We start from the raw sequence: 25230 nt of genomic DNA, 5'->3' as shown, positions 1-25230 counted from the left end.
ACAGTTCACACAGCAGAAAACCAGGTTATTTTCCTTCCTCGTTAAAGTCTGAAGAATTTTTAATCTGCGAGAAGCTTCCTAAGATAAATTGTAAGTTTCTGATCTCTTCATTTATTCCTATTAGTTTAGTGTTTATTCCTAAAATGGAGTTTGAAAGAAGGGGACTTACATTCATTATTTTGGTGCTTTTAAGAAGAATACTATGTTCAACCATACAATTAATGAGTGTTGAATCATCTTGAATTGAAATATAAGGACCTATTTTTGCGTTTTTTAAAGTGCAATTATTTCCAATCAAAACAGGGCCTTCTAATGTGCAATTTTCAAGTACGGTGTTAGACCCAACCTGCACTTTATCTCCCAGCATTTTCGAAAGCATCCACTCGTTGGCGGCCAGCCATCTTTCAATTGTTCCTACATCTGAAAAAGGTTCTTTTGTAATAGAGTATGAAATGGAATAATTCTGATTGATCATCCACTGGATGGCATCAGTAATTTCATATTCTCCTCTTTTGGAAGGGGATATATGGCGGATAGCATCAAAAATAGATCCATCGAATATATACATCCCTATTACAGCAAGATTACTTCTGGGATGCTTTGGTTTTTCTTCCAAACTGATAACCTGGTGATTTTTAATTTCAGCAATCCCAAAGTCATTTCCATTTTTTACCTCAGTCAGAAGGATTGCTCCTTTATTACCTTTAAATGCTTGAATAAGAGTTTCAAGGGGCTCGAGAATGATATTATCTCCGAGCATTAATATAAAAGAATCATTGCTAATAAATGATTCCGCCTGGCTAAGTGCATGGGCGATTCCCAATTGCTCTGTTTGATAAATATATTGAATCTTTAATTCTTTATGGAAAGAGGAAATATAGTTAATAATTTCCTTTTGTCCAGGATTCATTACAATCCCAATTTCAGTTATTCCAGCCTTTTTCATCTTCATTATGCAATCATTAAGTATCGGCTGATTTGCAACGGGTAAAAGAGTTTTTGGCAGACTAGAAGAAAAAGGCTGCATGCGTGTCCCTTTACCAGCACAAAGTATGACTCCCTTCATAATATTTCTCCTTTCTGGGTTAAAAATCTGGCATACAAACTCCTGCAAAATAATGACTCTAGTACTGCATACGATCCTCAAGGTACAGAACATATTAAAAAAATTCATCCTGCTATTATTTATACATCCAATCCTTTGGAAGCATTAAATGAGGCTGATGCTGTCCTCCCGCCTGGAGAAACTGAGGACCAATCCTGCTATCCATCCCCATACCTTTTTCTGCTTCTTCCACATAGGGCAAATCAGCTTGTCCGTCAATAATGATGGAGTACCTATTGTCTTTACATATTTTTCAAATAAATCCGTATGATTAATGTAGTTTATGAGATAAATCAAGGATTCGCAACAGTTAAAAACCTAATCTACTGAAAGTTTTACTTCAAGGTGGGTGAGTTTTATTATTACATCCGCATATGGCCCTTTCATTACTTGTACAATTTCATATCATATAATAAGTCTATTTGAGGATTCTGGAGCACATCCCGGTTAGGTTAAATCAATCTAAATACAATGGCTGCTTAAGCGGATTTCAAAGGAGGGTTATTTTGAAGGAGATAGTAATTCTTCCATGGGAAGAAAGGGAAGATATTAATGTTTTTGTACCCGATTATATTAATGCATTAGCAAAAGAGGTTATTAAAAATTATAGTTTTCAGGTTAATAGCATGGAGGTTATAGCAACTAAGCCTGAACAAGGCGGGGCTATATGGAAAATTTCCACCAGTAAGGGGCCAAAAAGTTTAAAACTGTTACACCGAAGGCCGACCAGAAGTTTATTCAGCCTCGGGGCACAGAGATACTTGGTCGATATTAAAGGTGCAAGTGTGCCAGCTATCGTCAAAACAAAACATGGACAAGATTTTATTGAAGCTGGCGGAAAAGTATGGTTTGTTGCTGAATGGATTGAACCACTGACCCCGATATCAAAGGATTTGGAAGGAACAAAGCAGCTTTGTTACACTCTTGGTCAATTTCATGCTCAAACTAGGGGCTATGTCCCCCCAGATGGGGCGGAAATTGCTTCAAGATTGTATAAATGGCCAAGGAAGTATGAAAAAATGATTACCAAAATGGATTGGTTCAAAAATTTGTCCCTAGCCTATAAGCACATGCCAGCAAGTACAACCATATTGACTGTAATCGATAAATTTCAAGATCAAGCCAGAACAAGTCTAAATGAACTGAATCAATCTAAATATTTCGACCTAATAAAAAAAGGAAATAAAGAATGGGGCCTTGCTCATCAAGATTTTGGTTGGTCAAATTCACAAATGGGACGTAATGGAATGTGGATTATCGACCTGGATGGTGTCGCCTATGACCTTCCTATTCGGGATTTGAGAAAGTTGATTACTGGTAAAATGGCAGAGTTATATAAATGGGATGTAACATGGGTTCGTGAAATGATTATGGCTTATCACAAAGCAAATCCAATATCCCCTGAACTATATGAAGTATTATTGATTGATTTATCTTTGCCCAATGAATTTTACAGATTTATGAAAGACATTTTGAAGGAACCGGAATTATTCCTAAATCAAGCAACATCAGAAGTAATTACAGCTCTTATTGAGACGGAACAATCCAAATGGCCTGTCTTAAAAGCGATTCAAAATGATTGGAGGAAATAGGAAAAATATGAAAATATTAATGGTTTGTACTGAAAAACTTCCTGTTCCACCAGTATTAGGAGGAGCAATCCAAACATATATTTCAGGGATATTGCCATATTTAAGTAAACACCATGATATTACTGTTTTGGGGATTAATGATTCAGCTCTGCCGGAAACTGAAACGAAAAATGGAATCAATTATGTTCGTGTACCAGGGAAAATTTTTGAAATCTATCGTGAAGGGGTTGTTCGCTATATTCAAAACAATCACTTCGATCTGATCCACATATTTAATCGCCCACGACTTGTTCTGCCTGTCCGGCAAGTTGCTCCTCAGTCCAGAATTACCTTAAGCATGCATAATGATATGTTCAATTTGGATAAAATTGATCCTTCTGAAGCAAATGCCGTTGTACAAGAAGTATCAAAAATTGTAACTGTGAGTAATTATGTCGGAAATGTCATCCGCAGCCTTTATCCACAAGCATCGACAAAACTCCAAACCATCTATTCCGGAGTGGATACGGAACGATTTCTACCCGGCAGCCATTCCAAAATGAAAAAAATTAGGAGTTCGATTCGTAAAGAACATGGATTAGAGAACAAAACGGTCATTTTATTTGCGGGAAGACTTTCAGCCAACAAAGGAGTCGACAGATTAGTCAGAGCCTTACCATTGCTTTCTAAAAAATATAAAGATTTGGCTTTAGTCATCGTAGGAAGTAATTGGTTTAGCCAAAATGAGATAACTGATTATGTAGCCTATGTCAGAGCATTAGCTGCAGCACAATCAGTACCTGTTATGACAACAGGCTTTGTTAGTCCATATGATATCCAAAACTGGTTTGCAGCGGCTGATTTATTTGTCTGCACCTCAATCTGGCAGGAACCTCTGGCAAGAGTTCATTATGAAGCTATGGCAGCAGGTCTTCCAATCGTTACAACGGCAAGGGGAGGAAATCCCGAAGTTATTTTTCCTAATGAAAATGGATTAATAGTGGAAAATCCGGAGGATCCAGAGAATTTTTCCAAAAAAATATCCGAAATATTATCTGACAAATATATGATGAAAAAAATGGGGGAAAAAGGAAGAGAATTTGCTGAATCAAAATATCTATGGACGAGAGTAGCAGACGAGGTACTTGAAGTATGGAAGCAATCTGAAAATGCCGAAATTCAATTTTCAGAAATGGAAGGTACGATAACAGTAGATGTAGTCAACAATGCCGGAATAGAGGGCGAATCCAAAAATGCCACAGACAGTATAGATTCCAAAATAGATAATGCTGCAGGCAGTAAAGATTCCAAAAAAGATAAAGACAAAAAAAGTAAAAATAACAAAAAACAAAAAAATAAAAAATATAATAAAAATAATAGGAAAAATTGATGACATCAATAAAACGGAGTAGATTATTCAGCCTTAAATATATGTAAAATGGCTTGGAGGATACCTCCAAGCCATTTTATATGAATATTCATATTATATAACATATAAAAACACACTTAAGAAATGAGCCAGACTGCCCAGCAATATGAAAATATGAAAAATTTCATGAAAGCCTAAATGCTTAAACTCCAAAAACTTTGGCTTCGCCCCATAGATGATGCCTCCAATTGTATAAAAGATGCCGCCTAACACCAATAAAAATAAACCCCACGGATTTAAACTGCCAGCAAGCGGTGAAAAAACAAACACAATCATCCAACCCATTGCGATATAGAGTGCTGTCGAAATCCAACGGGGACAATTAAACCAAACCATTTTAAAAACTACACCACTTATCGCTACAGCAGAAATAATCGAAAAAAGAATCGCACCGGTTTTTCCGTTCAAACTAATGAAGCAAAAAGGCGTATATGTTCCTGCAATCAAGACAAAAATCATCGAATGATCAAGCCGCCTTAAAAAGGCAATCACTTTATCTCTGGCGATAACCATGTGGTAAGTAGCCGAAGCGGAATAAAGCAAAATCATACTTACACCAAAAATAATAACAGCAGTTATGGTCATTGGGGATGGAGAAGACATGGATGCTTTGATAACCATCGCGAGCAGCCCCACGAAGGATAAAAGAGCACCTGCTAAATGGGTGAGTCCATTGATTGGTTCCCGAATGTAATTGTTCATTTGAATGCCTCCTATTGCAACATGTAGTTTTAATAACTACATATAATGATACTAATGTATTAACATCTAGTCAATGCTAATTTTATTAGGTATAATGAATAATATATTGTACACGATCGGGGATTTTTAGAATGGAAAATATCAATCAACTTATTAAACAGCTTGGCCTAGAATCGAGTCTGACGTTGGAGGAAATTCCAAATATCGATTTATACATGGACCAAGTCATTCAGTTATTTGAAAATAAATTTGCTGAATCGAAGCGGAATGACGAAGAAAAGGTTCTTACTAAAACTATGATAAATAACTATGCGAAGGGAAAGCTGATTTTTCCAATAAAAAATAAAAAATATTCAAAAGAACATCTCATCTTAATCAGTCTGATTTATCAGCTAAAAGGGGCTTTATCAATCAATGATATTAAAATATTGCTTGATGGCGTCAATAAAAAAATTATCAAAGAGGATATCAATTTAGACTCCTTTTACAATAGTTATTTAAATCTAACCAGCAAAAATGTCGGGGACTTTAAAATGGATCTACAGGATCGAGAGTCAGAAGTAAAAGATGCGATGGTCGATGTTGCCCCGTACCTAGAGCAGGTACTCATGATTTCCTCGCTTGTTCATATGAGTAATTTATATAGAAAAGCTGCCGAAAGGCTAATTGACCAAATTCCAATTGAAAAAGAAGAAAAGCGTCAACGATAGTTTTTGACGCTTTTTTTACTGGAGTTTTCAATCTTAATATCTTGGACACCTTGACCCACATCAATGGATTTTGGAGAGGAATTTTCTATCTCCACGTCACAAATCCGAACACTCTCCGCACGATTTTCTCCTCCCAATACTTTAATGCCAGCTCCTGCTGTTTTAAAATCCTTAATCAAAATGTTTTTCAAAACTACATTTCTAGCACGATATTGGATTGCCATGACAGGGTTCCCTTGGTAGTCATAATCTGGGTTGCCAATCAAGGTAAACTGATTAATGACGACATTTTTATATGCGGAAACGACCAAGCCTCGCGGTGTGGAATCCTTATATAAATCGGAAAAAATCGGAGCGATACATAGTAGATTTGCAGCCATGATATTAAAGGCCGTTTTTGATTCAGAATCCGTGCTTTTGTGATGACCGATATGGCGAAAATTATAGGAGCGGTTATCATTCACTGAAATATGTCCAACAATTTGGATATTAGCTGCCGCGGATGAATTTTCATGAGCCTTTATTTCCACTCCGCCAAAACAGCGGGCAGTAGAATTATTGACGAGCAAGACATTCCGTGAGCCATCATCAATTTCAATCCCGTTAGAATTTGAAAAGCCCTTTTGATGGGCCCGTCCGCTAGGGTCGCACATATGTGAGTTCGAGATGAAAATATTATCACTATGATGGGTGGTAATGCCGTCATCGCCAAATCCAAAGCCATTTAAATGATCAAGCCATACATACATGCTGCCGCCCCGGGCATGAAAACCGTCCCCTGCATAATTGTACAAGGTGGAGGAAATGTCAAAACAATGAAGCCCTGGATTGATTGCCTCTACATCCTTTACCCAGCCATACGTTACATTTGCGTACGTTAAACAGCTTGAATGATTACCCCAAGTACTCGTTTTTGGAATGTCGCCAAGTCTCTCCACGTTCCAGTCCAAACTCAATGACCCAACGAAAAGATGGTGGTTTCCTCGCCAATGATTGGCGTTAGTAATAAGCCTTGTTCCTTTAGGAGCATCGTCATGCAGCTTAATCGTCGTCAAACCTTTTCCAGCACCCGCCAGAATGGTCCAAGATGGCAAACGGATCCCCTTGGTAATAAAAATTCCCGGTGGAACCATTACCTTTACACGGCCCTTGCCAATAGCCTTCCGAAAAGCGGTCGTACAATCCGTCTTTCCGTCCCCAACAGCCCCATAATCAACTACATTTACTTCATTAACCAAATTATTTTTTAGGCTGGCAAATTCTTTATTTAATAATTCTATCCATTTAGGATAAACCTGTCCGGCAGATTCGACAAAAATTTTTGAAGGTTCGCTATGTATAGTTGTTTTTGAAAATAACCGAAAGAAAGCTCTTGCAAAAGAAAATGATTTATTAGGGACTTTTTGAGTGGGTAAAACCTTCTTCCGGATCTGTTCAAAGAGAGTAACAGTTTCTTGAACCGTTGTTCCAGGGTTCTCAACAAAGCTAGCCAATATGTCAGCATTTTTTTTGGGATCATGGCTTTTATCCAAATCCAGCATTTTTCACACTCCATAGGTAAGCTATAAAAATCGTATACGTTTTATTTTATGACATAGATAATTATGACCCTAATTTCACCAACAATACAAGCCAGGCAGAACGGAGCTCTAAAATATCAGCTATCCTGAAACAAAGTGACCAGCCAATATTAGTTCAAAGAAAGGGATAAATTTTAATAAAAGAAAAATACTAACAAATGTTCGGAGGTGAAATTTTTATGGAAGAGAAGGATTTTGAAAAAATTTATGAACAGTATAAACAGCAAAGCGAGCAGCAAGCTCAATTGGAAGCAAGTCAAGGTAATAGTGACGGGAAAGAAGAGTTCGTCGCCGTAAGGAAAAACGATGATGGCGATATAATTGCTTTTAAGACAAACACAGGGCGGGAGCTGGATTATATCACTGCTCTGGATGAAGCAAAGGCTGGCAAGCTTGCTCATGTTGATGTCTTTCATAAATATGGAAGGGACATCATTCGCAGCGAGCCTGATGGTATCAAAGAAAATAATTTAGATCGATTACCGGAATTTTAACGATAAATCGCTGAGTGGCCTTGTAGCTGCTCAGTTTTTTTCTGTCATGAAGGATAATACCATTTTTTGGTGAATATATACACCAATGAAGGTAGGGGAGATGCTTATGTACTGGATTACTAGATTGGCAGTTTTAATGCTCGCTTTAACAATGCTATCTTCCTGTAATCGGACGTTGGGTTGTCCTGATGGGGCCATTGAATGGGTTGACCTTTTAATGATTAGCAATGTAAAATACCAGCACCATTTTCCTGAACCAGCAGATGAGGAGATCCACCTGCAAATTGAAAAGGGAAGGCCATTAGGAGAGATAAAATTTAAAATGGCTGACAAAGCCTGCAGTGATCATAAAATGAAAAATGGTGATGCTGCTTATGTTGAAGAAGGAACCACTATTTATGCAGTAAAAGGATACCCCGCATCTCTTATGGTGTTAGCAAATGATAAAGTATATATTGCTGAGGAAAATAAGTCAGCTAAAACATTAGGGGATTTATATCCCATTAATGATCATGTGAAAAACATCCATATTGAAAGTACCGGGGACGGCCGAAGAATACATACATTTTCTCCGGGGGTAAAGGAACTATTTTTAAATGAATGGATGAAATTAAAGATAGAGGACTATAACGTTTTGCAACAAAAGAATGCTTTTGAAGGGGAACCAACATTTTTAGAAATAGAATTAAACAATGGCGTTTCCTTTAGGCATCTGTATTGGCCTAACTCAAATGCTTTTGGTCAAAATGCCCTTGGGAACAAGACACTTCAGGACTTGATGATGCATGAGCTTGCATCTGCAGGGGAGTAAAAAAGAGCTTGGAGACCCAAGCTCTTTACTTATGTGCAAGTTCATATTCACTAATTTTTTCTTCGTAGCTTAAGGTTACGCCGATTTCATCCCAGCCATTAAGCAGCATTTGTTTCGGGTAGGGAGCAATATCGAATTTTATTTCATAGCCTTCGTTGTCATATACAACTTGGTCTTCTAAATTAACAGTTAAGGTATAACCTTCAGTTTGTGCCTTTTTCATAACGGTTTGGACTTGTTCTTCACTTGCTTGAATCGCAAGAATGCCGTTTTTCACGCAGTTATTTTTAAAAATATCGGCGTAGCTTGGAGCAATGATGACCTTAAAGCCGAAATCCTGGACAGCCCAAGGAGCATGCTCGCGGGAAGAGCCGCAGCCAAAATTATCTCCGGCTACCAAAATCGAAGCACCTTGGTATTGCGTGGCATTCAGAGGAAAATCCTCGCGCAAATTTCCATCATCATCAAAGCGCCAGTGGTAGAACAGGAATTGGCCAAAGCCGCTGCGCTCAATCCGTTTCAAAAACTGCTTCGGGATAATTTGGTCTGTATCAATATTGGTTCTGTTTAAAGGACAAACAAGGCCTTGATGAATGCGTAATGGTTCCATTTTTTATCCAACCTCCTGAGCAGTAAATTGACGGACGTCAACAAAATGTCCAGCAACCGCGGCAGCAGCTGCCATTTCTGGACTGACGAGATGAGTACGAGCTCCGTTACCTTGACGGCCTTCAAAATTGCGGTTAGAAGTAGAAGCACATCGTCCGCCAGGAGGAACGATATCGTCATTCATCGCTAAGCACATGCTGCAGCCAGCTTCACGCCACTCAAATCCTGCTTCTTTAAAGACTGCATCAATACCTTCTTTTTCTGCAGCAAGCTTAATGCTGAAAGAACCTGGAACAACAATGGCTTTAACGTTAGGGTTAACCTTGCGGCCGCGGACAACTTCAGCTGCATTGCGCAAGTCGCTTAAGCGTGAATTTGTACACGAGCCGATGAAGACATGGTCAATTTGAACACTTGAAATGGACTGGCCAGCTTCAAGACCCATATACTGAAGGGCACGGGTAATTTCATCTTTTTCACTTGGTTTGTCTGTTTCATCTGGGCTAGGAACATTGGCAGTGATTGGGATACACATTCCTGGGTTTGTTCCCCATGTTACCTGCGGTTCTACTTCCGCCGCTTCAATTTCGACGACAGCATCATAAGCGGCGCCTTCGTCGGTAGCCAGTGCTTTCCAGCGGGCGACCGCTTTTTCAAACTCCTCACCATGAGGAGCATGACGTCTGCCTCTTAAGTATTCAAAAGTGGTTTCATCCGGCGTGATAAGTCCTGCTCTTGCTCCAGCCTCGATTGACATGTTACAGACAGTCATCCGTTCTTCCATTGACAGTGCACGGATCGCTTCGCCTGTGTACTCCATTACATAGCCAGTTCCAAATTGTACGCCAAACTTTCCAATGATCGCAAGGATTAAATCCTTTGCTGTAACGCCTGTCCCAAGTTTTCCATTCACTTTTACATTAAGGGTCTTCGGTGGTGCCTGCCAAAGTGTTTGCGTCGCAAGGACGTGTTCCACTTCACTTGTGCCGATACCAAATGCTAGTGCTCCGAATGCCCCGTGAGTAGAGGTATGGCTGTCCCCGCAGACAATTGTTTTTCCAGGTTGAGTAAGTCCAAGCTCAGGACCGATGACATGGACAATTCCGTTGTCTGGATGATGAATATCAGCGAGTGGCACACCAAAATCCTGACAGTTTTGCTCCAGGGTATCAATTTGCTTTTTCGAAATTGGGTCGTTGATCGTAAGACGCTGACGGGTTGGAACGTTATGATCCATCGTCGCAAACGTTAGGTCTGGGCGGCGAACTTTCCGGCCGTTCATGCGTAAGCCCTCGAATGCCTGAGGAGAGGTTACTTCATGAACGAGATGCAAATCAATATAAAGCAAATCCGGCTTTCCTTCTTCTTGATGTACAACATGCCGTTCCCAAATTTTTTGGATAATATTTTTTGGTGTTTGCATAGCTTCCTTCCTCACTTTAATAGATTTGATGAGTAAGATTGCAAAAAAAGAGTCATTTTTGCATGTGAAATAACAAAATCTGCTTCAAACTAGCAGGTGACATTTCTAAAATTTTTATAGGAAATCAATATATCAGCGAATCTCAAAAGATCCGCAAATTCTAATAAGTAAACCGCCAGGATCATAAAGAATGAGCCTGGCGGAAACCACGTCCTATTAAACGTAACAGCTCATGATACATTTTGAAGGACTTTGAGATTTGATATAATCCACAACCAAACGGGTCATTTCAGCCGTTCCTACTTTGCGTCCTTCAGCAATTTGCAGGTCGGCTGTATGGAAGCCCGCATCAAGTACGGATTGAACCGCGTCCTCAATCATCTTCGCCTCGTCATCAAGCTTGAATGAATACCTAAGCATTAAGGCAGCAGATAAAATCATCGCAACTGGGTTAGCAATTCCCTTCCCAGCAATGTCCGGTGCTGAGCCATGAACAGGTTCGTAAAGGCCAACCCCAGACTCATTCAAGCTGGCAGAAGGGAGCATACCAAGCGAACCGGTCAATACAGAAGCCTCATCACTAAGGATGTCCCCAAACATATTCTCAGTCACAACAACATCGAAATACGAAGGATTTGTAATCAGCTTCATTGCTGCCGCATCCACTAGAACATGTTCAACGGCAACGTCAGGATACTGAGCCTTTTTCTCTTCAACAATTTCCCGCCATAGCTTGCTAGATTCAAGCACATTTGCTTTATCTACAGAAGTAAGACGGCCCCGACGGCCTTGAGCTGCTTGAAACGCTTTGTCTACGATTCTTTCAATCTCCTTGCGGGTATAGGCAAGAGTGTCAACCACTGTCTGGCCATTGTCACGACGCTCACTTGGAGCTCCAAAGTAAATGCCGCCTGTTAATTCACGTACGATAAGGAGGTCGCTTCCTGAAACTACTTCTTCCTTTAATGGTGAAGCATGAAGCAGGTTTTTAAAGCCTTTGATCGGACGAAGGTTTGCAAATAAATCCAGTGCCTTTCGAATACCAAGCAAGCCTCTTTCTGGACGCAGGTGCGAAGGGTTGTTATCCCATTTTGGTCCTCCTACAGCACCAAGTAAAACTGCGTCGGCTAGCTTACAGGCATCAACAGTTGATTCTGGAAGGGGAGTGCCGTAAAGGTCAATGGCTGCTCCTCCGATTTCATGGGTTTCGAAGCTAAAAGAGTGGTTATATTCTTCAGCAATTGCATTTAATACATCTTTCGCAGATTCAATAACTTCCTTGCCGATACCATCACCGGGAAGTAAGACAATTTGTTTTTTCATTAGAAGCAACCTCCTCATTTTTTTGGTTTATGATGGGCGCCTGCTATTAGGCGCCATGTTTTTTATAGTGCTGCAGGTTCTTTAATAAAAGCTTTTTGGTTAAAAAATACACGATTGACAGCGTTCAAGAATGCTTTTGCGGAAGCTTCCAGCACATCCTGCGCGGAGCCGCGGCCGCTGACATTCGTTCCGTTTACAGTCATTTTTACATGGACTTCTGCAAGGGCATCGCGTCCGCGTCCAACTGAGTTTAAATTAAAGTCAGTTAAATGAATTTCTTCTTTAACCAAAGCCTCTAAAGTGTTAAATAAGGCCTCTACACTTCCACTTCCTGTACGGGCAGTCTCTGCACGGATACCTTCAGGAGTCGTAAGGGCAACCGTCGCAGTAGGAAGGTTTGCTGATGCGTATTGGACTTGGAAAGCGACAAGCTCATATTTTTTCACATCGATCGCTGCTGTTTGAATATCCATTAAGATTGTAAATAAATCCTCATCTGTTACTTCTTTTTTTCTGTCTGTTAATTGCTTGAAGGATTTAAAGGCATCGTTAAGTTTATCTTGTGATAATTCAAAGCCCAACTGCTCGATTTTGTCTTTAAAGGCATGGCGGCCGGAATGCTTTCCAAGAACAAGGTCGTTGGACCCAACTCCAACCATTGATGGTGTAATAATTTCATAGGTTAATGCATTTTTTAAAACGCCATCCTGGTGTATGCCGGATTCATGCGCGAAGGCATTTTTTCCAACAACCGCTTTATTCGGAGGGACTTTCATCCCAGTAAAGCGGCTCACCAAGTCACTGGTGCGTTTGATTTCTTTTAAAACTAGATTAGTAGTGAAAGGGTATTTATCCTTACGAATATTTAAAGCAACAGCAATTTCCTCTAAAGAAGCATTACCTGCACGTTCACCAATACCATTAATGGTACCTTCTACCTGGGTAACGCCATTTTCAATCGCTGCAAGAGAGTTGGCAACGGCCATCCCTAAGTCATCGTGACAATGGCATGATAAGGCTGCCTTATGAATATTTGGAACGTTTTCCCTCACGTAACGGAACATGCGGCCATATTCTTCAGGTGTCGTGTAGCCAACTGTATCAGGAAGATTAATGACAGTTGCGCCGGCATCAATGACTTTCGTAATAATTCGGACAAGAAAGTCAAGATCTGAGCGGGAAGCATCTTCAGCTGACCATTCAATTTGCGGAAATCTTTGTCTAGCGTATGAGACCATATCCACAGCTGTCTGGACAACTTCATCCTCAGTTTTCATTAATTTATATTTCATATGGATAGGAGAGGTAGCAATGAAAACATGTAATCTTGGTTCGGCTGCATCTTTTAAGGCATCCCACGCAATGTCAATGTCCGATTTTGTTGCACGGGCCAAGCCAGTCACAGAAGAGTTTTTAATTGCTCTGGCAATGGCTCTTACGGCTTCGAAATCGCCTTGAGAGGAAGCCGGAAAGCCGGCCTCCATAATATCAACGCCAAACCGCTCAAGCTGTCTGGCGATTTCTAATTTTTCAAGCTGGTTTAAATTTACACCAGGAGATTGTTCGCCATCGCGTAAGGTTGTATCAAAGATGTTAACGTGAACCATTTACCACCACTTCTTTCTTTTGGTTTACTGGTTTTTTAATAAATGGCATTAAGGCACGAAGTTCACGGCCGACTACCTCGATTTGATGATTGTTTTCGCTGCGGTTAATTGCATTGAATTGTGGACGGTTTGCTTGGTTTTCAAGGATCCATCCTTTTGCAAATGCACCTGTTTGAATATCTTTTAATACTTCTTTCATGCGGGCCTTTGTATCTTCGTTAACAACGCGTGGTCCGGAAACGAAATCGCCCCACTGAGCAGTATCTGAGATAGAGTAGCGCATATTTTCTAATCCACCTTCGTATAAAAGGTCAACGATTAATTTTAATTCATGTAAGCACTCGAAGTAAGCAACTTCTGGCTGATAACCAGCTTCTACAAGCGTTTCGAAGCCTGCTTTGATTAGGGCAGTAGTACCGCCGCAAAGAACAGCCTGCTCTCCGAATAGATCTGTTTCTGTTTCTTCTTGGAATGAAGTTTCTAATACACCTGCACGGGCAGAACCAATACCTTTTGCATAGGCAAGGGCAAGTTCACGTGCTTGGCCTGTGTAATCCTGGTAAACTGCATAAAGGGCAGGGACGCCGGCACCTTCAGTATACGTACGACGTACTAAGTGTCCTGGACCTTTTGGTGCAACTAGGAATACGTCAACATCTGCAGGTGGTACGATTTGTGTAAAATGAACGTTAAAGCCATGAGCAAAAACTAAAGCATTTCCGGCTTCAAGATTTGGTTTAATGCTTTCTTCATAAACTTTTGGCTGCATTTCGTCTGGAAGAAGAACCATTACTACGTCTGCTTGACGAGCCGCTTCTGCAACTGAAGTTACTTCTACACCATCTTCAACCGCTTTATCCCAAGATTTCCCGCCGCGTAAGCCAACAACTACATCAAAGCCGCTTTCCTTTAAGTTAAGAGCATGGGCATGACCTTGTGAGCCATAACCGATTACCGCGATTTTCTTTCCTTGTAAAACTGCCTCTTGAATATCACCGTTATATAGTACTTTTGCCATTATGAATCATCCTCTCGAATATATTAGTTATTTTAATAGTGAATAAGTTGGTAGATCGTTTACTTGTGGCTGATGCCCTCGTTGGAAGGCTGTCAGCCCTGTTCTGGCAATTTCTTTAATGCCGAAAGGCCGTAGCAATTCTATCAAAGCATCGATTTTGTCAGGGCGTCCGGTAATTTGAACGGCCAAACTATCTTTACTCACATCGATAATCAAGGCGCGGAAAGGATCAATAATTCCGTTGATTTCGCTGCGAAGCTGTGAACTGCTCGCCACCTTTATGAGTGCTAGTTCCCGTACAACGATTGCTTTATCCGTAATATCGGAAACTTTTAAAACATCAATTTGCTTGTTTAATTGTTTGGTAACCTGCTCAAGTCGCTGATCGTCTTCGACTTCAACAACAAGAGTCATTTTTGAGATTCCTTCGGTTTCGGTTTTCCCAACTGAAATACTCTCAATATTAAATTGCCGCCTTTGTAACAGGCCAGTAACTCGATTCAAAACACCACTTCGGTCTTGAACTGTTAGAGTGATAATTCGTTTCATGATGGTTTCACCCCAATCATTTCGTGTATCCCTTTACCCGGAGCAATCATTGGAAAAACTTTTTCCTGCTGGAGAACTCGGCAATCCATAAGAACAGGACCATCATAAGCAAATACTTCAGGAAGCTTTGTGATTAGTTCTTCCTGTGTTTCAATCTTTAACCCGCGAATATGATAGCTTTCTGCCAGCTTTACAAAATCTGGCTGTGAATGAAGAATCGATTCGGAAATCCGGTTCCCATGCAACAGCTCTTGCCACTGACGAACCATTCCGAGCGCTCCATTGTTAACGATAATGATTTTGACTGGCAAGTTTTGTTCATAAATTACAGATAGCTCCTGCAGGGTCATTTGGAAACCAGCATCGCCAACAATTGCTACAACAGTGCTTCCTGGAGAAGCCATCTGCGCTCCAATTGCAGCAGGGAAGCCGAAGCCCATCGTCCCTAGTCCGCCAGAGGTGACCCAGCGATGCGGCTTATCAAAATTGTAATATTGTGCGGCCCACATCTGGTGCTGGCCTACATCGGTTGTTACAACTGCATCACCATTTGTAACTTTATGGATTGCTTCAATCAGCCATTGCGGGCACATGCCGTTAGGATTATGTTTATACCAAAGTGGGAATTCCGCTTTATATTTATTAAGCGTCTCTAACCATGCTTTGTTTTCGGGCGATTCAGCTGTCTGATTGAGCAGCTCGACTAACGCTTCTTTGGCATCGGAAACGATAGGTATAAGAGTCGGAACATTTTTCCCAATCTCAGCTGGATCAATGTCGATATGGGCCACTTTTGCATTTGGTGCGTAGTGTTTTAGGTTGCCGGTAAGACGGTCATCAAAACGGGCACCGATATTGATAAGCAAATCACATTCATACATTGCCATGTTTGCGCTATAGGTACCATGCATTCCACCCATTCCTAAAGAGAGAGGATTGTTCGCTGGAAATGCTCCTAAACCAAGCAATGTGGTTACCACAGGAAGTTTATGTTTTTCTGCAAATTCCGTTAATTCCGCAGAAGCTTTGCCGTGAAGAACACCTGCACCTGCAAGAATGAGAGGCTTTTTCGCCTTTCCAAGTGCATCTGCCAGTTTTTTGATTTGCAGCGGGTTTGGCTTAGTAGTCGGCTGATAACCTGGCAAATGAATGCTTACTTCTTGTGGTTCTTCGAATAGTTCTCCGGCTGAAATATCCTTTGGAATATCGATTAGGACTGGTCCTGGACGCCCGGTAGAAGCAATATGGAAGGCTTCCTTCACGATTCTTGGCAGGTCGGAAATGGACTGGACCTGATAGTTATGCTTCGTTATTGGTGTCGTGATTGCCATTACGTCTGCTTCCTGGAAAGCATCCGTTCCGATGACGCTTCGCGCAACCTGTCCTGTAAAAATCACAAGCGGCAAGGAGTCCATCATAGCATCTGTAATTCCTGTCACCAGGTTCGTTGCTCCAGGTCCTGACGTGGCGAGGACAACTCCTGGTTTCCCAGTAATTCGTGCATAACCTTCCGCAGCATGGATACTGCCTTGCTCATGACGGAAGAGAACGTGATTGATTCTCGCCTTTGCCCGATAAATAGCATCGTAAATTGGAAGAACAGCTCCACCTGGATAACCAAAAATGGTTTCAACTCCTTCATTAATTAATAAATCAATGAGAAGGTCTGCCCCTGTTTTTGGTGCGGTACTGGTTTGGAATTCCAGTTTTGCTTCTACTTTCACCTTGTATTCCCTCCTTAAGGGTATTTGAATAATAAAATACTCAGCCTATGGCTGATCTTGTTCAAGCGCAGTAAAAAAGGCCCTATTCTACCCGAATAAACTGCATTCATGAAATCAAATACAGAATAATCGGGGAGAAAAGGCCTTTTCATTTTCTCGGTACCACCCGGTTTCACAGCATTCTTACGAATACTGCCTTATGAAGCGACAATTAAAAAAACGCTTCTTTTGGTAACAGGTGCTATCAAATTAACACCCGATTGCACCTAGTAAGCGAGAAGCTTTTCAGCGCAACACTCAGGGATGATGTCAGAATAAGTTGTATTACTGGGCTTCCAGCAACCCCAGCTCTCTGAAAATACAAATTCTTATTCCTTTATTCCCGTCATCGATTTATCATATTTTTTTGTCAAATGATTCTTCACTTAACACGTTTAGTACCTTAGCTTCCTTGGGAAGGGGAGGGGTACTACTAATTCCCTGCGTTTTCAAACTTTGATTACTGTCTAGCTCCAGCGACCAGCGACTAGTGTCCTTCGCTCTCCGCCCTACGATAAGTCAACATCGAATCGCTGACGCTCTTCGTGTTTCCTTTATCTTAGTTGGAGCGCTCCAGGCCATACGCCGCTAAACGGTCGCTTCCGCTTTTCTCTATATTTTCATAATCCCGCCAGTATTGGCAGAGGTAACAAGCTTTGCATATTTTGCAAGATAACCAGTTTTAATTTTTGGTTCTGGTTTAACCCAAGCAGAGCGTCTTTCAGCTAAAACCTCTTCATCTACGAGAAGCTCAATGGAGCGTGCTTCAAGATCAATTAAAATTTTGTCGCCATTTTCAACAAGGGCGATAGGACCGCCTTCGGCTGCTTCCGGTGAGATATGACCGATTGAAATCCCACGGCTTGCACCAGAGAAACGGCCATCAGTAATGAGGGCAACTTCTTTCGCTAACCCGCGTCCAGCAATTGCAGAAGTAGGTGCGAGCATTTCCGGCATCCCCGGTCCGCCTTTCGGACCTTCATATCGAATAACAACGACATGCCCAGACTTTACGGTTCCATTATTAATGTTTTCTTGAGCTTCATCCTGTGATTCAAAAACAATCGCTTCACCAAGGAAGGTTTTAATCGATGGATCTACTGCTCCAACTTTGATGACGCCGCCATCCGGTGCAATGTTTCCATATAGGATGGACAGGCCGCCAACAGGACTATAGGGATTATCTTTTGTCCGGATAACAGCCTCATTTGTGATTGTTGCTTCCTTCACATTTTCAGCAAGAGTTTTTCCTGTAATTGTTAAGCAGTTATCATGCAGGGCACCATCCACTTTGTATAGCTCATTGATGATTGCACTAACACCACCTGCACGATGAACATCGTCCATAGAATAATCAGATGCTGGCATAATTTTTGCTAAATAAGGAACTTTTTCAGCGATTTTGTTAATATCGCGGAGGTCGTATTCAATTCCGGCTTCATGGGCGATGGCTAGTGTATGTAACACTGTATTCGTTGAGCCTCCCATTGCCATATCAAGTGCGAAAGCATTATCAATTGCTTCTCTTGTAATGATATCGCGTGGGCGAATATCTTTTTTGACTAATTCAATCAAATGTCTTGCAGCCTGACGAATTAACTCATGTCTTTCTTCAGAAGTCGCGACGATGGTCCCGTTTCCTGGAACAGTCATTCCGAGTACTTCCATGAGACAGTTCATCGAATTGGCTGTAAACATCCCTGAACAGGATCCACATGTCGGGCAGGCCTGAGTTTCGATGTCTAACAGCTGCTGCTGACTGATGGTACCGTTATGGTAGGCACCAACTCCTTCAAATACTGAAGTGAGGGAAAGCTGCTTTCCAGAAGAGGAAACACCTGCTTCCATGGGACCCCCAGAAACAAAAACAGAAGGTACGTTGGTTCTGGCAGCTGCCATTAACATTCCCGGAGTGATTTTGTCACAGTTTGGAATGTAAAAAACACCGTCAAACCAATGGGCATTAATAACTGTTTCGGCACTGTCCGCGATGATTTCACGGCTTGGAAGGGAATAGCGCATTCCGATATGTCCCATGGCAATGCCGTCATCAACGCCAATCGTATTAAATTCGAATGGTATGCCGCCGGCTTCCCGGATAGCTTCTTTAACAATTGCACCGAAATGATTAAGGTGTTTATGTCCAGGGATAATATCAATATAAGAGTTGCAGACGCCGATAAACGGTTTTTCTAAGTCACTCGTCTTTACCCCGGTTGCGTATAATAGGCTGCGGTGGGGAGCACGGTCAATCCCTTTTTTAATCATATCGCTTCGCATTTTTCTATCTCCTAACTGACGATGGCATGGTTTGCGCCTGTCGGATAACAATCCACACCGTCGGTTGTGACAATTCGTCTAAATTCCTCTAATAATTGGTTCGTAATTTCTCCAGGCTTGCCGTCTTTAATTACTCGTTGATCTACTTCAATGACGGCAATAACTTCTACTGCTGTTCCAGTTAAGAAAACTTCATCGGCCACATAAACATCATGTCTTGTGAATGGAGTTTCCCTAACTTCGTAACCTTTTGCTTTAGCAACATCGATAATGGCATTTCTTGTAATGCCTTCTAATGCACCTAAGTAAACGGGAGGAGTATAGATAACCCCATTTTTTACAATAAAAATATTATCTGCTGAACCTTCGGTTACATAACCTTGATCATTTAGCATTAAAGCCTCTTGAACGCCAACCTGATTGGCTTCCAGTTTAACAAGGATATTATTTAAGTAATTCAGCGATTTAATTTGTGGGCTCAGTACATCTGGGCGATTTCTTCTGCTCGCAACAGAGGCGATTTTAATTCCATGCTCATAAAACTCTTTTGGATACATGGTTAATTCCTCAGCGATAATGATGACGTTTGGATTAGAGCAGGAAGAAGGGTCCAGTCCGAGATTCCCTTTACCGCGTGAAACAACGAGACGTATATATGCGCTTTCTAGCTGGTTTTTTCTAATCGTTTCCACGATTAGCTCCGTCATTTCCTCCTGTGTATATGGAATCTTCAACATAATGGATTGAGCTGATTCATATAGCCTTTTTAGGTGGGCATCGAGCCTGAAGACGTTCCCGCTGTAAACGCGAATACCTTCGAATACTCCGTCACCATATAAAAAGCCATGGTCAAATACTGAAACGACAGCATCCTCTTTCTTGACGAACTGGCCGCCAAGGAAAATCCATTGACTTCCCAACTTAACCACTCCTCTTTCATGATAAAACGCTTTAAATGATTAAATCCTCATTTTAAAAGAATAGCCTTGCCCCATCCCTGTTGTCGGGATGAACAAAGGCAACATTTATCTATTAGATTCTTATTGACGATAATCATACAACCAATCGGAAACATGGTCAATACAAAAATCAGACAATTCAAATTAATCAAAATAGTTGTTAGCGTTTTCATTCTTGTCACGATAAGGAAAAGGAGGGGAAAAATTTTTTTGAAATTTTTTTAAATTGAATATTTTTCGGGTAAAAAGGAGGGGTGGAAATTAGAGGAAAATAACGTGATAGTGTTGGAAACTCGAATTAATTGCATTTTCGGCATTTAGTCCATAGAAGCAGAAAACACTACTGTAAAATAGCGTTTTTACCTATTCCAGCTTTGCGAGATATTCATACACCTCCGTTAAATTAGAGAAACCTTTCTTTTGAGCTATCTCTAGATAATATCGCCAAACTTGTGCAGTCATAGCGGCATCTCCGAGAGCATTGTGCCGATCTTTAATCTGAATCCCGCAAATGCAGCATACTTCTTCAAGAGGCATTGATTTCAAGTAAGGATCCGATAGACGGATTAAAAATGAGGTATCAATAATGCGTTGATTAAATTTGGTTCGTAAAATGTCCCAGGTTATTTTTTTCATAAAGGTTTGTTCATGGTTGGCGTGATGGGCAACTAGAATAGCTCCGTCAACGAATTTGAAAAACTGCATTAATACTTCTGCGGCAGGCGGCGCTTTTTGTAATTCTTCTTCACTTAGATTGGTTAAGGCAGCAATTTCAGCAGATAGTGATTGCTCTGATTTTATTAGTGAATAAAAGGTTTCCCCGGTCTCAATTTTCGGCCCCTTCATTTTAATGGCGCCAATCGATAGAACGTAATCCCCCTTTTCAGGATAAAATCCTGTTGTTTCTATATCAAACACAACCACTTTTAAATCGTTAAGCGGGGAGTCTAGAGTGTTTTTTTGTCTCATTTCTTTTTGCAGATTTCTGATAAAGGCCATCTGTTGAGGAGTAGATTGTCCTTGTATTCCTGCATAAATATTCAAATTGAGCTTTCCAGAAATTTGCTTGAAAAATTGGAACATCTCATTCATTCCCACTTTTAATCATCCTTTTCTATTAATCTTCTTACTAATCGAAAGAAGGCGGCACCGTTTTTAATAATGGATTTCAGCTCTTTATTTTGTTCTTTGCTGAGGATTTGAATGGGTAAATAATGTCCAGATTTATAGTCAGTGTGATTTCCATATAAAAGCCGGTAGTTTAGTAACCTTAAAAACAGCGTTTTATATATGTCCTTTTCAATGGAAGAAAGACCTGCCTCATTCAGCTGCTCAAGTCTCGAAAGGGTAGAGGTCCCGGTCACATTCGCTTTAATAGCTAAAAGTCGCACAGCATTAACATATGGAAAAAACCCTGCTTCTTTTAGATTGAAAGAACCGGCATATGGACCGTGAGTTTCGACTAATAGATTTCCTAGGATGTTTACCCCTTTCTTAAGGTATAGCGTATTACCTAAAACTTTAGAGATAAGATGTTCTTTATGGACTGTTTGATAGACGATTGATTTTAGTTTTTCTATATTTTCATTCCCGCCATATATGGATCTTCCATCGATAAAAATGAGTAAATACCGAATGGATTCAAAGGAGGAGTCGAGAATCCAATTTGTTAATTGCTGCTGCCATTCGAACATGGATTTACACCACATTGGATTGATGGACATAACACCGCCTTCACAGTAATCGTAGCCTGTCTGATATAATCCTGCTGTAATCTCCATTCCTAACTCCAAAAAATAGGCTTGTGCTTCTGGGGTTAGTTCCTGATAAATGATACCGTGGTCTTGATCGCTCCAAATAGATTGTTCCGATCTGCCAGCGCTGCCCATGACAAAAAAAGAAAAGGAACAGGGAGGGGAACCATATTTTTCTTTTGTTCGGCAGACTGCTAAGTCGATAACTTGTTTCATGATTTCATCATGGAGATTATTTAGCCTAAAGTGGTCGCGAGAAACCTCCCCTATCCTGCTATCCCTGTAATTTCTAATCTCTATGTAGCTGGAGTTCCCCATCCGTTTCACCGCTTTTCTTTAATAGTTAAATAGTTAACCCCCACCCCAAAAAACGAAGGGGCAGGAATCATGTTACATGGAATTTTATGCGTTTAGTTTTTGTTCTGCCTTCATTAATTCAGGGTAGCCGTAACTGCCGTGTTCGCTCATATCCAGCCCAATGATTTCTTCTTCTTCGGAAACGCGAAGTCCGTTCATAATTGCTTTCATAATGGATAGAAGAATGAAGGATACGATAAAGGCAAACGCGCCGCAGGCAAGAACTCCGATTGCTTGAACACCTAACTGATGCAGGCCGCCGCCGTAAAATAATCCAGGCTGACCAACGGTTGCTAATTCTTTTGTTGCAAAGAAGCCATTGGATAACGTTCCCCATACTCCAGCTGTTCCGTGAACAGATAGCGCTGCAATTGGATCATCGATTTTTCTTTTTTCAAAAAAGCGGATGCTGTAAAAAACAAGAATTCCTGAGATAAAACCAATCAGGACAGCTGCCCAGGTATCAACAAAAGCACAAGAGGCAGTAATAGCAACTAACCCTGCCAACGCGCCGTTTAACATCATTGGAACATCTGCTTTTCCTAAAACCATCCACGAGATTATCATTGCTGCGACAGTACCTGCGGCGGCTGCCAAATTTGTATTGAGGGCAACGAAGCCGAAGAAGCCTTTGTCAACAGATAAAGTACTTCCAGCGTTAAATCCAAACCAACCAACCCAAAGAAGTAATACACTTAATGCTGTAAACACTTGGTTATGGCCAGCTAAATTGTTCGCGGATCCATCTTTATTATATTTACCAATCCTTGGTTTTAAGATAATGGTTGCGGCTAGGGCTGCCATCGCTCCAGTTAAATGGACTACGGTGGACCCGGCAAAGTCTTGTTTACCATGTTCTGCCAACCAGCCGCCGCCCCAAATCCAATGGGCGATTGGAGGATAGACGATAACAGAGAAAAGAACAGCAAATACTAGGTAAGCACCTAATTTAGCGCGTTCGGCAAATCCGCCAAATGCTATCGTTAGCGATATGCCCGCGAAGGCTAATTGAAATAAAAAGAAAACAGCACCGGAGAGTGATAAACTATCGATATCATAGCCTGAGTAAAAGAAATCGGAAAAGCCGATCAGGGAATTGCCGCTTCCAAAAATTAACCCAAAGCCCACAGCCCAAAATATAATCGAGCCAATTCCAAATGTAAGGATCGTTTTGCCGGCAATGTGCCCAGCATTTTTCATGCGGGTTGAACCGGTTTCTAATAAGATGAACCCTCCAATCATTAAAATGACAAGGACTGCTCCCAACATGACCCACATACTGTTCATCAAGAATATAGTATCCATTAATGCTCCTCCTTTTAGCTATGTTAATTTTCTTAACATTCGGTGTAGTTGTATTTTTACATGGATGTGGAGGATGTTTCTATAAGTTTGTTAGAATACCTCACATGGTTTTTACAAAAGGCCCTGTTAAACATAGTTGTTGATTTGCGCTCCAGGCGCGAGCGGTTCGCGGGCGTGCCGGGGAGCCTCCTCGGCGCTAGGCGCCTGTGGGGTCTCCCCTGCCCCGTACTCCCGCAGGAGTCTTCGCGCCTTCCGCTCCAATCAACAGTGTTATAACAATGGCCTTTAACATAACTTTGCTCACAAAAAGAACCAACTTCTGTTAGGAAGTTGGTCCTTTTCGTAATCCAAACTGGGCGTTTAGTTGTCCTTGGATCATCTTTCTTCTGACATCTTCTTGGTTTTGTTTCTTTTGGGCGCGCAGCATTTCCTTTCGGATTTCATGTGTCTGGACGCCGTCTTCGATTTTGTTGGCGATTTCCACCAACAGCTCTACGTCGGCAAAGGAGTATTTTCGGCTGCCGCCTGGTGTTCTTTCAGGGAAAATCAATTTTCTTTCCTCATAATAGCGAATTTGACGTTCAGAAAGGCCGGTCAGGTCCCTGACGACCCCTATGGTAATAACCTTTTTATCTTTATAGGACATGTCATTTCCCATGACTTCTATCACCACACAATATTAGCATTCTATAAAACTGTTACGTATAAAATATTTTATGTTATATTTTCTCACATGAAATGGGAATTTGGAACAAAAATGATTAAATTTTGAAAAAATATCTTGAGGGAGTTGATTTTTATTTGTCGTCAGGAGAAAAGGCTTTTTTGTAAATACCCTTCAGTTCACTTATAGTAAGAGAGGTAAGTTTAGGGTCAGTGGATTGAAGGATACCTGATTCTAACAGTCTTTTAATATAAAAATTCCGCAGCTTCTCTATTCCATCCCTGAAATGTTTTCCCAACCTTTTCCTCTCCTTTATTAGCAATTTTGAAGCTTTCGTAGAAGTTCATTTGCTCTAGAGCCAAGTGTTTTCATTAATTCTTCATATAGCTCATCTCTTAATTGATCTAATTTAAGTATTTTTTCAGCTAATTGAATGTCATTTTTTTGATACATAATAATCTCCCTTTCCATGGTTTATAATGAAAAGTTAGCTGAATTTTTGCAGTTTGTCAGCGAAGCTGTTAGATAAATTAACAACCTTTTTCCACAATAGATTGGTTTTGAAAGGGATCCTCACAAAAAAGAACTGGGCAATTGCCCAGTTCTGTATCTTTTAGAATTCTCCATCAAAAGGTGTAAATGGAATGTTAAATCTTCGCTCCAAGACACGAAGCCGTTGATTAACGCGCTGAAGCCGGCGTTGAAGCTGGTTTATCTCCCTCTCTTGGCGCTCATTTTCCCTTTCAAGTTGATTAAGGCGGCGCTCTATTTGCTGTGGTTGTCTATCAGGTTCATAATCATAATACTCTGGCTGTGAATACTCTGGTTGTGAGTAAGGCACTGCTTGTGTATACGGGTTAAATTGTCCGTAAGTGTTATAGTCAATTTGGGTTTGAGGCGCTTGAGGAACTTGGTAATAACCGTATGGATTCATTGGGCAACTCTCCTTTGGTAATAGATACCCTATAAATTATGTAGTTATTCTCGGAGAGAGACGGCGAATGCCTATATTCTCCGTAAAACTTATTTCTCCCAGTCTGACTAGCAGAAAAGGAAAAAAATGAGAATGTTTTTTCTAGAATAATATGTTAATAATTTCGCTTTACCCTATTAATATAGTAATAAATTAAAATAATGAATAAAATTCCATAAAAAATTATATTTATTTTTATTCAAAATATTATTAATCTTTGGTAAAATTATTTTTATAAAAAAAT

24 protein-coding genes are annotated in these 25230 nt (G+C 40.7%); 5 read left to right on the top strand and 19 right to left on the bottom strand.

Annotated features, from left to right (window positions below; translation table 11 throughout):
- Positions 1-25 precede the first annotated feature (25 nt).
- Entirely contained in the window at positions 26-1066 is a 1041-nt protein-coding gene (locus PH210_RS14950) for a sugar phosphate nucleotidyltransferase (protein WP_289986571.1), read from the bottom strand.
- 545 nt (positions 1067-1611) lie between these two features.
- On the opposite strand from PH210_RS14950, the gene PH210_RS14945 reads away from it, so the two are divergent.
- Together PH210_RS14945 and PH210_RS14940 are read left to right on the top strand one after the other, a co-directional pair.
- On the top strand, positions 1612-2697 hold the full coding sequence (locus tag PH210_RS14945; RefSeq protein ID WP_289986569.1) for a CotS family spore coat protein: 1086 nt from the start codon (positions 1612-1614) through the stop codon (positions 2695-2697).
- Between the two features lie 7 nt (positions 2698-2704).
- Positions 2705-4066, top strand: coding sequence for a glycosyltransferase family 4 protein (locus PH210_RS14940; protein WP_289986566.1), 1362 nt, complete (start codon positions 2705-2707; stop codon positions 4064-4066).
- Between the two features lie 93 nt (positions 4067-4159).
- Here the strand turns inward: PH210_RS14940 and trhA are convergent, their stop codons facing one another.
- Positions 4160-4807: a PAQR family membrane homeostasis protein TrhA gene (gene trhA, locus PH210_RS14935; protein ID WP_289986565.1), complete on the bottom strand. Its 648-nt coding sequence runs from the start codon at positions 4805-4807 to the stop codon at positions 4160-4162.
- Positions 4808-4938: 131 nt separating this feature from the next.
- On the opposite strand from trhA, the gene PH210_RS14930 reads away from it, so the two are divergent.
- The gene (locus PH210_RS14930) at positions 4939-5517 is read left to right on the top strand and encodes a DUF1836 domain-containing protein (RefSeq protein ID WP_289986561.1); all 579 of its coding nucleotides are present in this window, start codon (positions 4939-4941) and stop codon (positions 5515-5517) included.
- Here the strand turns inward: PH210_RS14930 and PH210_RS14925 are convergent.
- Positions 5508-7058, bottom strand: coding sequence for a glycosyl hydrolase family 28-related protein (locus PH210_RS14925; RefSeq protein ID WP_289986558.1), 1551 nt, complete (start codon positions 7056-7058; stop codon positions 5508-5510). The genes PH210_RS14930 and PH210_RS14925 overlap by 10 nt on opposite strands.
- A 218-nt stretch (positions 7059-7276) precedes the next feature.
- Here PH210_RS14925 and PH210_RS14920 point away from each other — a divergent pair, with 218 nt between their 5' ends.
- Positions 7277-7591, top strand: a complete 315-nt coding sequence (locus PH210_RS14920; RefSeq protein WP_289986556.1) for a DUF3892 domain-containing protein — start codon at positions 7277-7279, stop codon at positions 7589-7591.
- Positions 7592-7697: 106 nt separating this feature from the next.
- Positions 7698-8402, top strand: a complete 705-nt coding sequence (locus PH210_RS14915; RefSeq protein ID WP_289986554.1) for a hypothetical protein — start codon at positions 7698-7700, stop codon at positions 8400-8402.
- 25 nt (positions 8403-8427) lie between these two features.
- Here the strand turns inward: PH210_RS14915 and leuD are convergent, their stop codons facing one another.
- The 16 genes from leuD to PH210_RS14840 form a co-directional block, all read right to left on the bottom strand.
- A complete protein-coding gene (gene leuD / locus PH210_RS14910; RefSeq protein ID WP_289986553.1) occupies positions 8428-9012 on the bottom strand; it encodes a 3-isopropylmalate dehydratase small subunit in 585 nt (194 codons plus the stop codon).
- 3 nt (positions 9013-9015) lie between these two features.
- Positions 9016-10434, bottom strand: a complete 1419-nt coding sequence (gene leuC, locus PH210_RS14905; RefSeq protein ID WP_289986550.1) for a 3-isopropylmalate dehydratase large subunit — start codon at positions 10432-10434, stop codon at positions 9016-9018.
- A gap of 216 nt (positions 10435-10650) precedes the next feature.
- Positions 10651-11757 (bottom strand): 3-isopropylmalate dehydrogenase, encoded by a 1107-nt coding sequence (gene leuB / locus PH210_RS14900; protein ID WP_289986547.1) that lies wholly within the window; start codon positions 11755-11757, stop codon positions 10651-10653.
- A gap of 62 nt (positions 11758-11819) precedes the next feature.
- Complete coding sequence (locus tag PH210_RS14895) at positions 11820-13364, bottom strand: 2-isopropylmalate synthase (protein WP_289986546.1); 1545 nt, start codon at positions 13362-13364, stop codon at positions 11820-11822.
- Complete coding sequence (gene ilvC, locus PH210_RS14890) at positions 13351-14382, bottom strand: ketol-acid reductoisomerase (RefSeq protein WP_223589480.1); 1032 nt, start codon at positions 14380-14382, stop codon at positions 13351-13353. Before ilvC ends, PH210_RS14895 begins: the two co-directional genes overlap by 14 nt.
- Positions 14383-14409: 27 nt before the next feature.
- On the bottom strand, positions 14410-14931 hold the full coding sequence (ilvN, locus tag PH210_RS14885; RefSeq protein WP_223589482.1) for an acetolactate synthase small subunit: 522 nt from the start codon (positions 14929-14931) through the stop codon (positions 14410-14412).
- Positions 14928-16655 (bottom strand): acetolactate synthase large subunit, encoded by a 1728-nt coding sequence (gene ilvB, locus PH210_RS14880; RefSeq protein ID WP_289986544.1) that lies wholly within the window; start codon positions 16653-16655, stop codon positions 14928-14930. The genes ilvN and ilvB overlap by 4 nt, the downstream gene beginning before the upstream one ends.
- 651 nt (positions 16656-17306) lie before the next feature.
- Complete coding sequence (ilvD, locus tag PH210_RS14875) at positions 17307-18974, bottom strand: dihydroxy-acid dehydratase (RefSeq protein ID WP_289986543.1); 1668 nt, start codon at positions 18972-18974, stop codon at positions 17307-17309.
- Positions 18975-18985: 11 nt separating this feature from the next.
- A complete protein-coding gene (gene ilvE, locus PH210_RS14870; protein ID WP_289986540.1) occupies positions 18986-19894 on the bottom strand; it encodes a branched-chain-amino-acid transaminase in 909 nt (302 codons plus the stop codon).
- 402 nt (positions 19895-20296) lie between these two features.
- Positions 20297-21025, bottom strand: coding sequence for an exonuclease domain-containing protein (locus tag PH210_RS14865; RefSeq protein ID WP_289986672.1), 729 nt, complete (start codon positions 21023-21025; stop codon positions 20297-20299).
- A gap of 8 nt (positions 21026-21033) precedes the next feature.
- A complete protein-coding gene (locus PH210_RS14860) occupies positions 21034-22005 on the bottom strand; it encodes a DUF294 nucleotidyltransferase-like domain-containing protein (RefSeq protein WP_289986538.1) in 972 nt (323 codons plus the stop codon).
- An 84-nt stretch (positions 22006-22089) separates the two neighbouring features.
- Positions 22090-23349 carry an ammonium transporter gene (locus PH210_RS14855; RefSeq protein ID WP_289986536.1) on the bottom strand — a complete coding sequence of 420 codons (1260 nt, stop codon included), beginning with the start codon at positions 23347-23349 and terminating at the stop codon, positions 22090-22092.
- 322 nt (positions 23350-23671) lie between these two features.
- On the bottom strand, positions 23672-24007 hold the full coding sequence (locus PH210_RS14850) for a MerR family transcriptional regulator (protein WP_223589493.1): 336 nt from the start codon (positions 24005-24007) through the stop codon (positions 23672-23674).
- 139 nt (positions 24008-24146) lie between these two features.
- On the bottom strand, positions 24147-24311 hold the full coding sequence (locus PH210_RS29780; protein WP_354669992.1) for a Fur-regulated basic protein FbpA: 165 nt from the start codon (positions 24309-24311) through the stop codon (positions 24147-24149).
- Between the two features lie 17 nt (positions 24312-24328).
- Positions 24329-24466, bottom strand: a complete 138-nt coding sequence (gene ykzB / locus PH210_RS14845) for a protein YkzB (RefSeq protein ID WP_289986532.1) — start codon at positions 24464-24466, stop codon at positions 24329-24331.
- Positions 24467-24626: 160 nt separating this feature from the next.
- On the bottom strand, positions 24627-24947 hold the full coding sequence (locus tag PH210_RS14840; RefSeq protein ID WP_289986531.1) for a hypothetical protein: 321 nt from the start codon (positions 24945-24947) through the stop codon (positions 24627-24629).
- Positions 24948-25230 lie beyond the last annotated feature (283 nt).

Origin of the sequence: Paenibacillus sp. BSR1-1 (assembly GCF_030403775.1) — a bacterium.
In the GTDB taxonomy this organism is placed as follows: Bacteria; Bacillota; Bacilli; order Bacillales; family Cytobacillaceae; genus Neobacillus.
The sequence above is the reverse complement of the archived record's forward strand: the minus strand, read 5'-3'. Positions and strand labels throughout refer to the sequence as shown.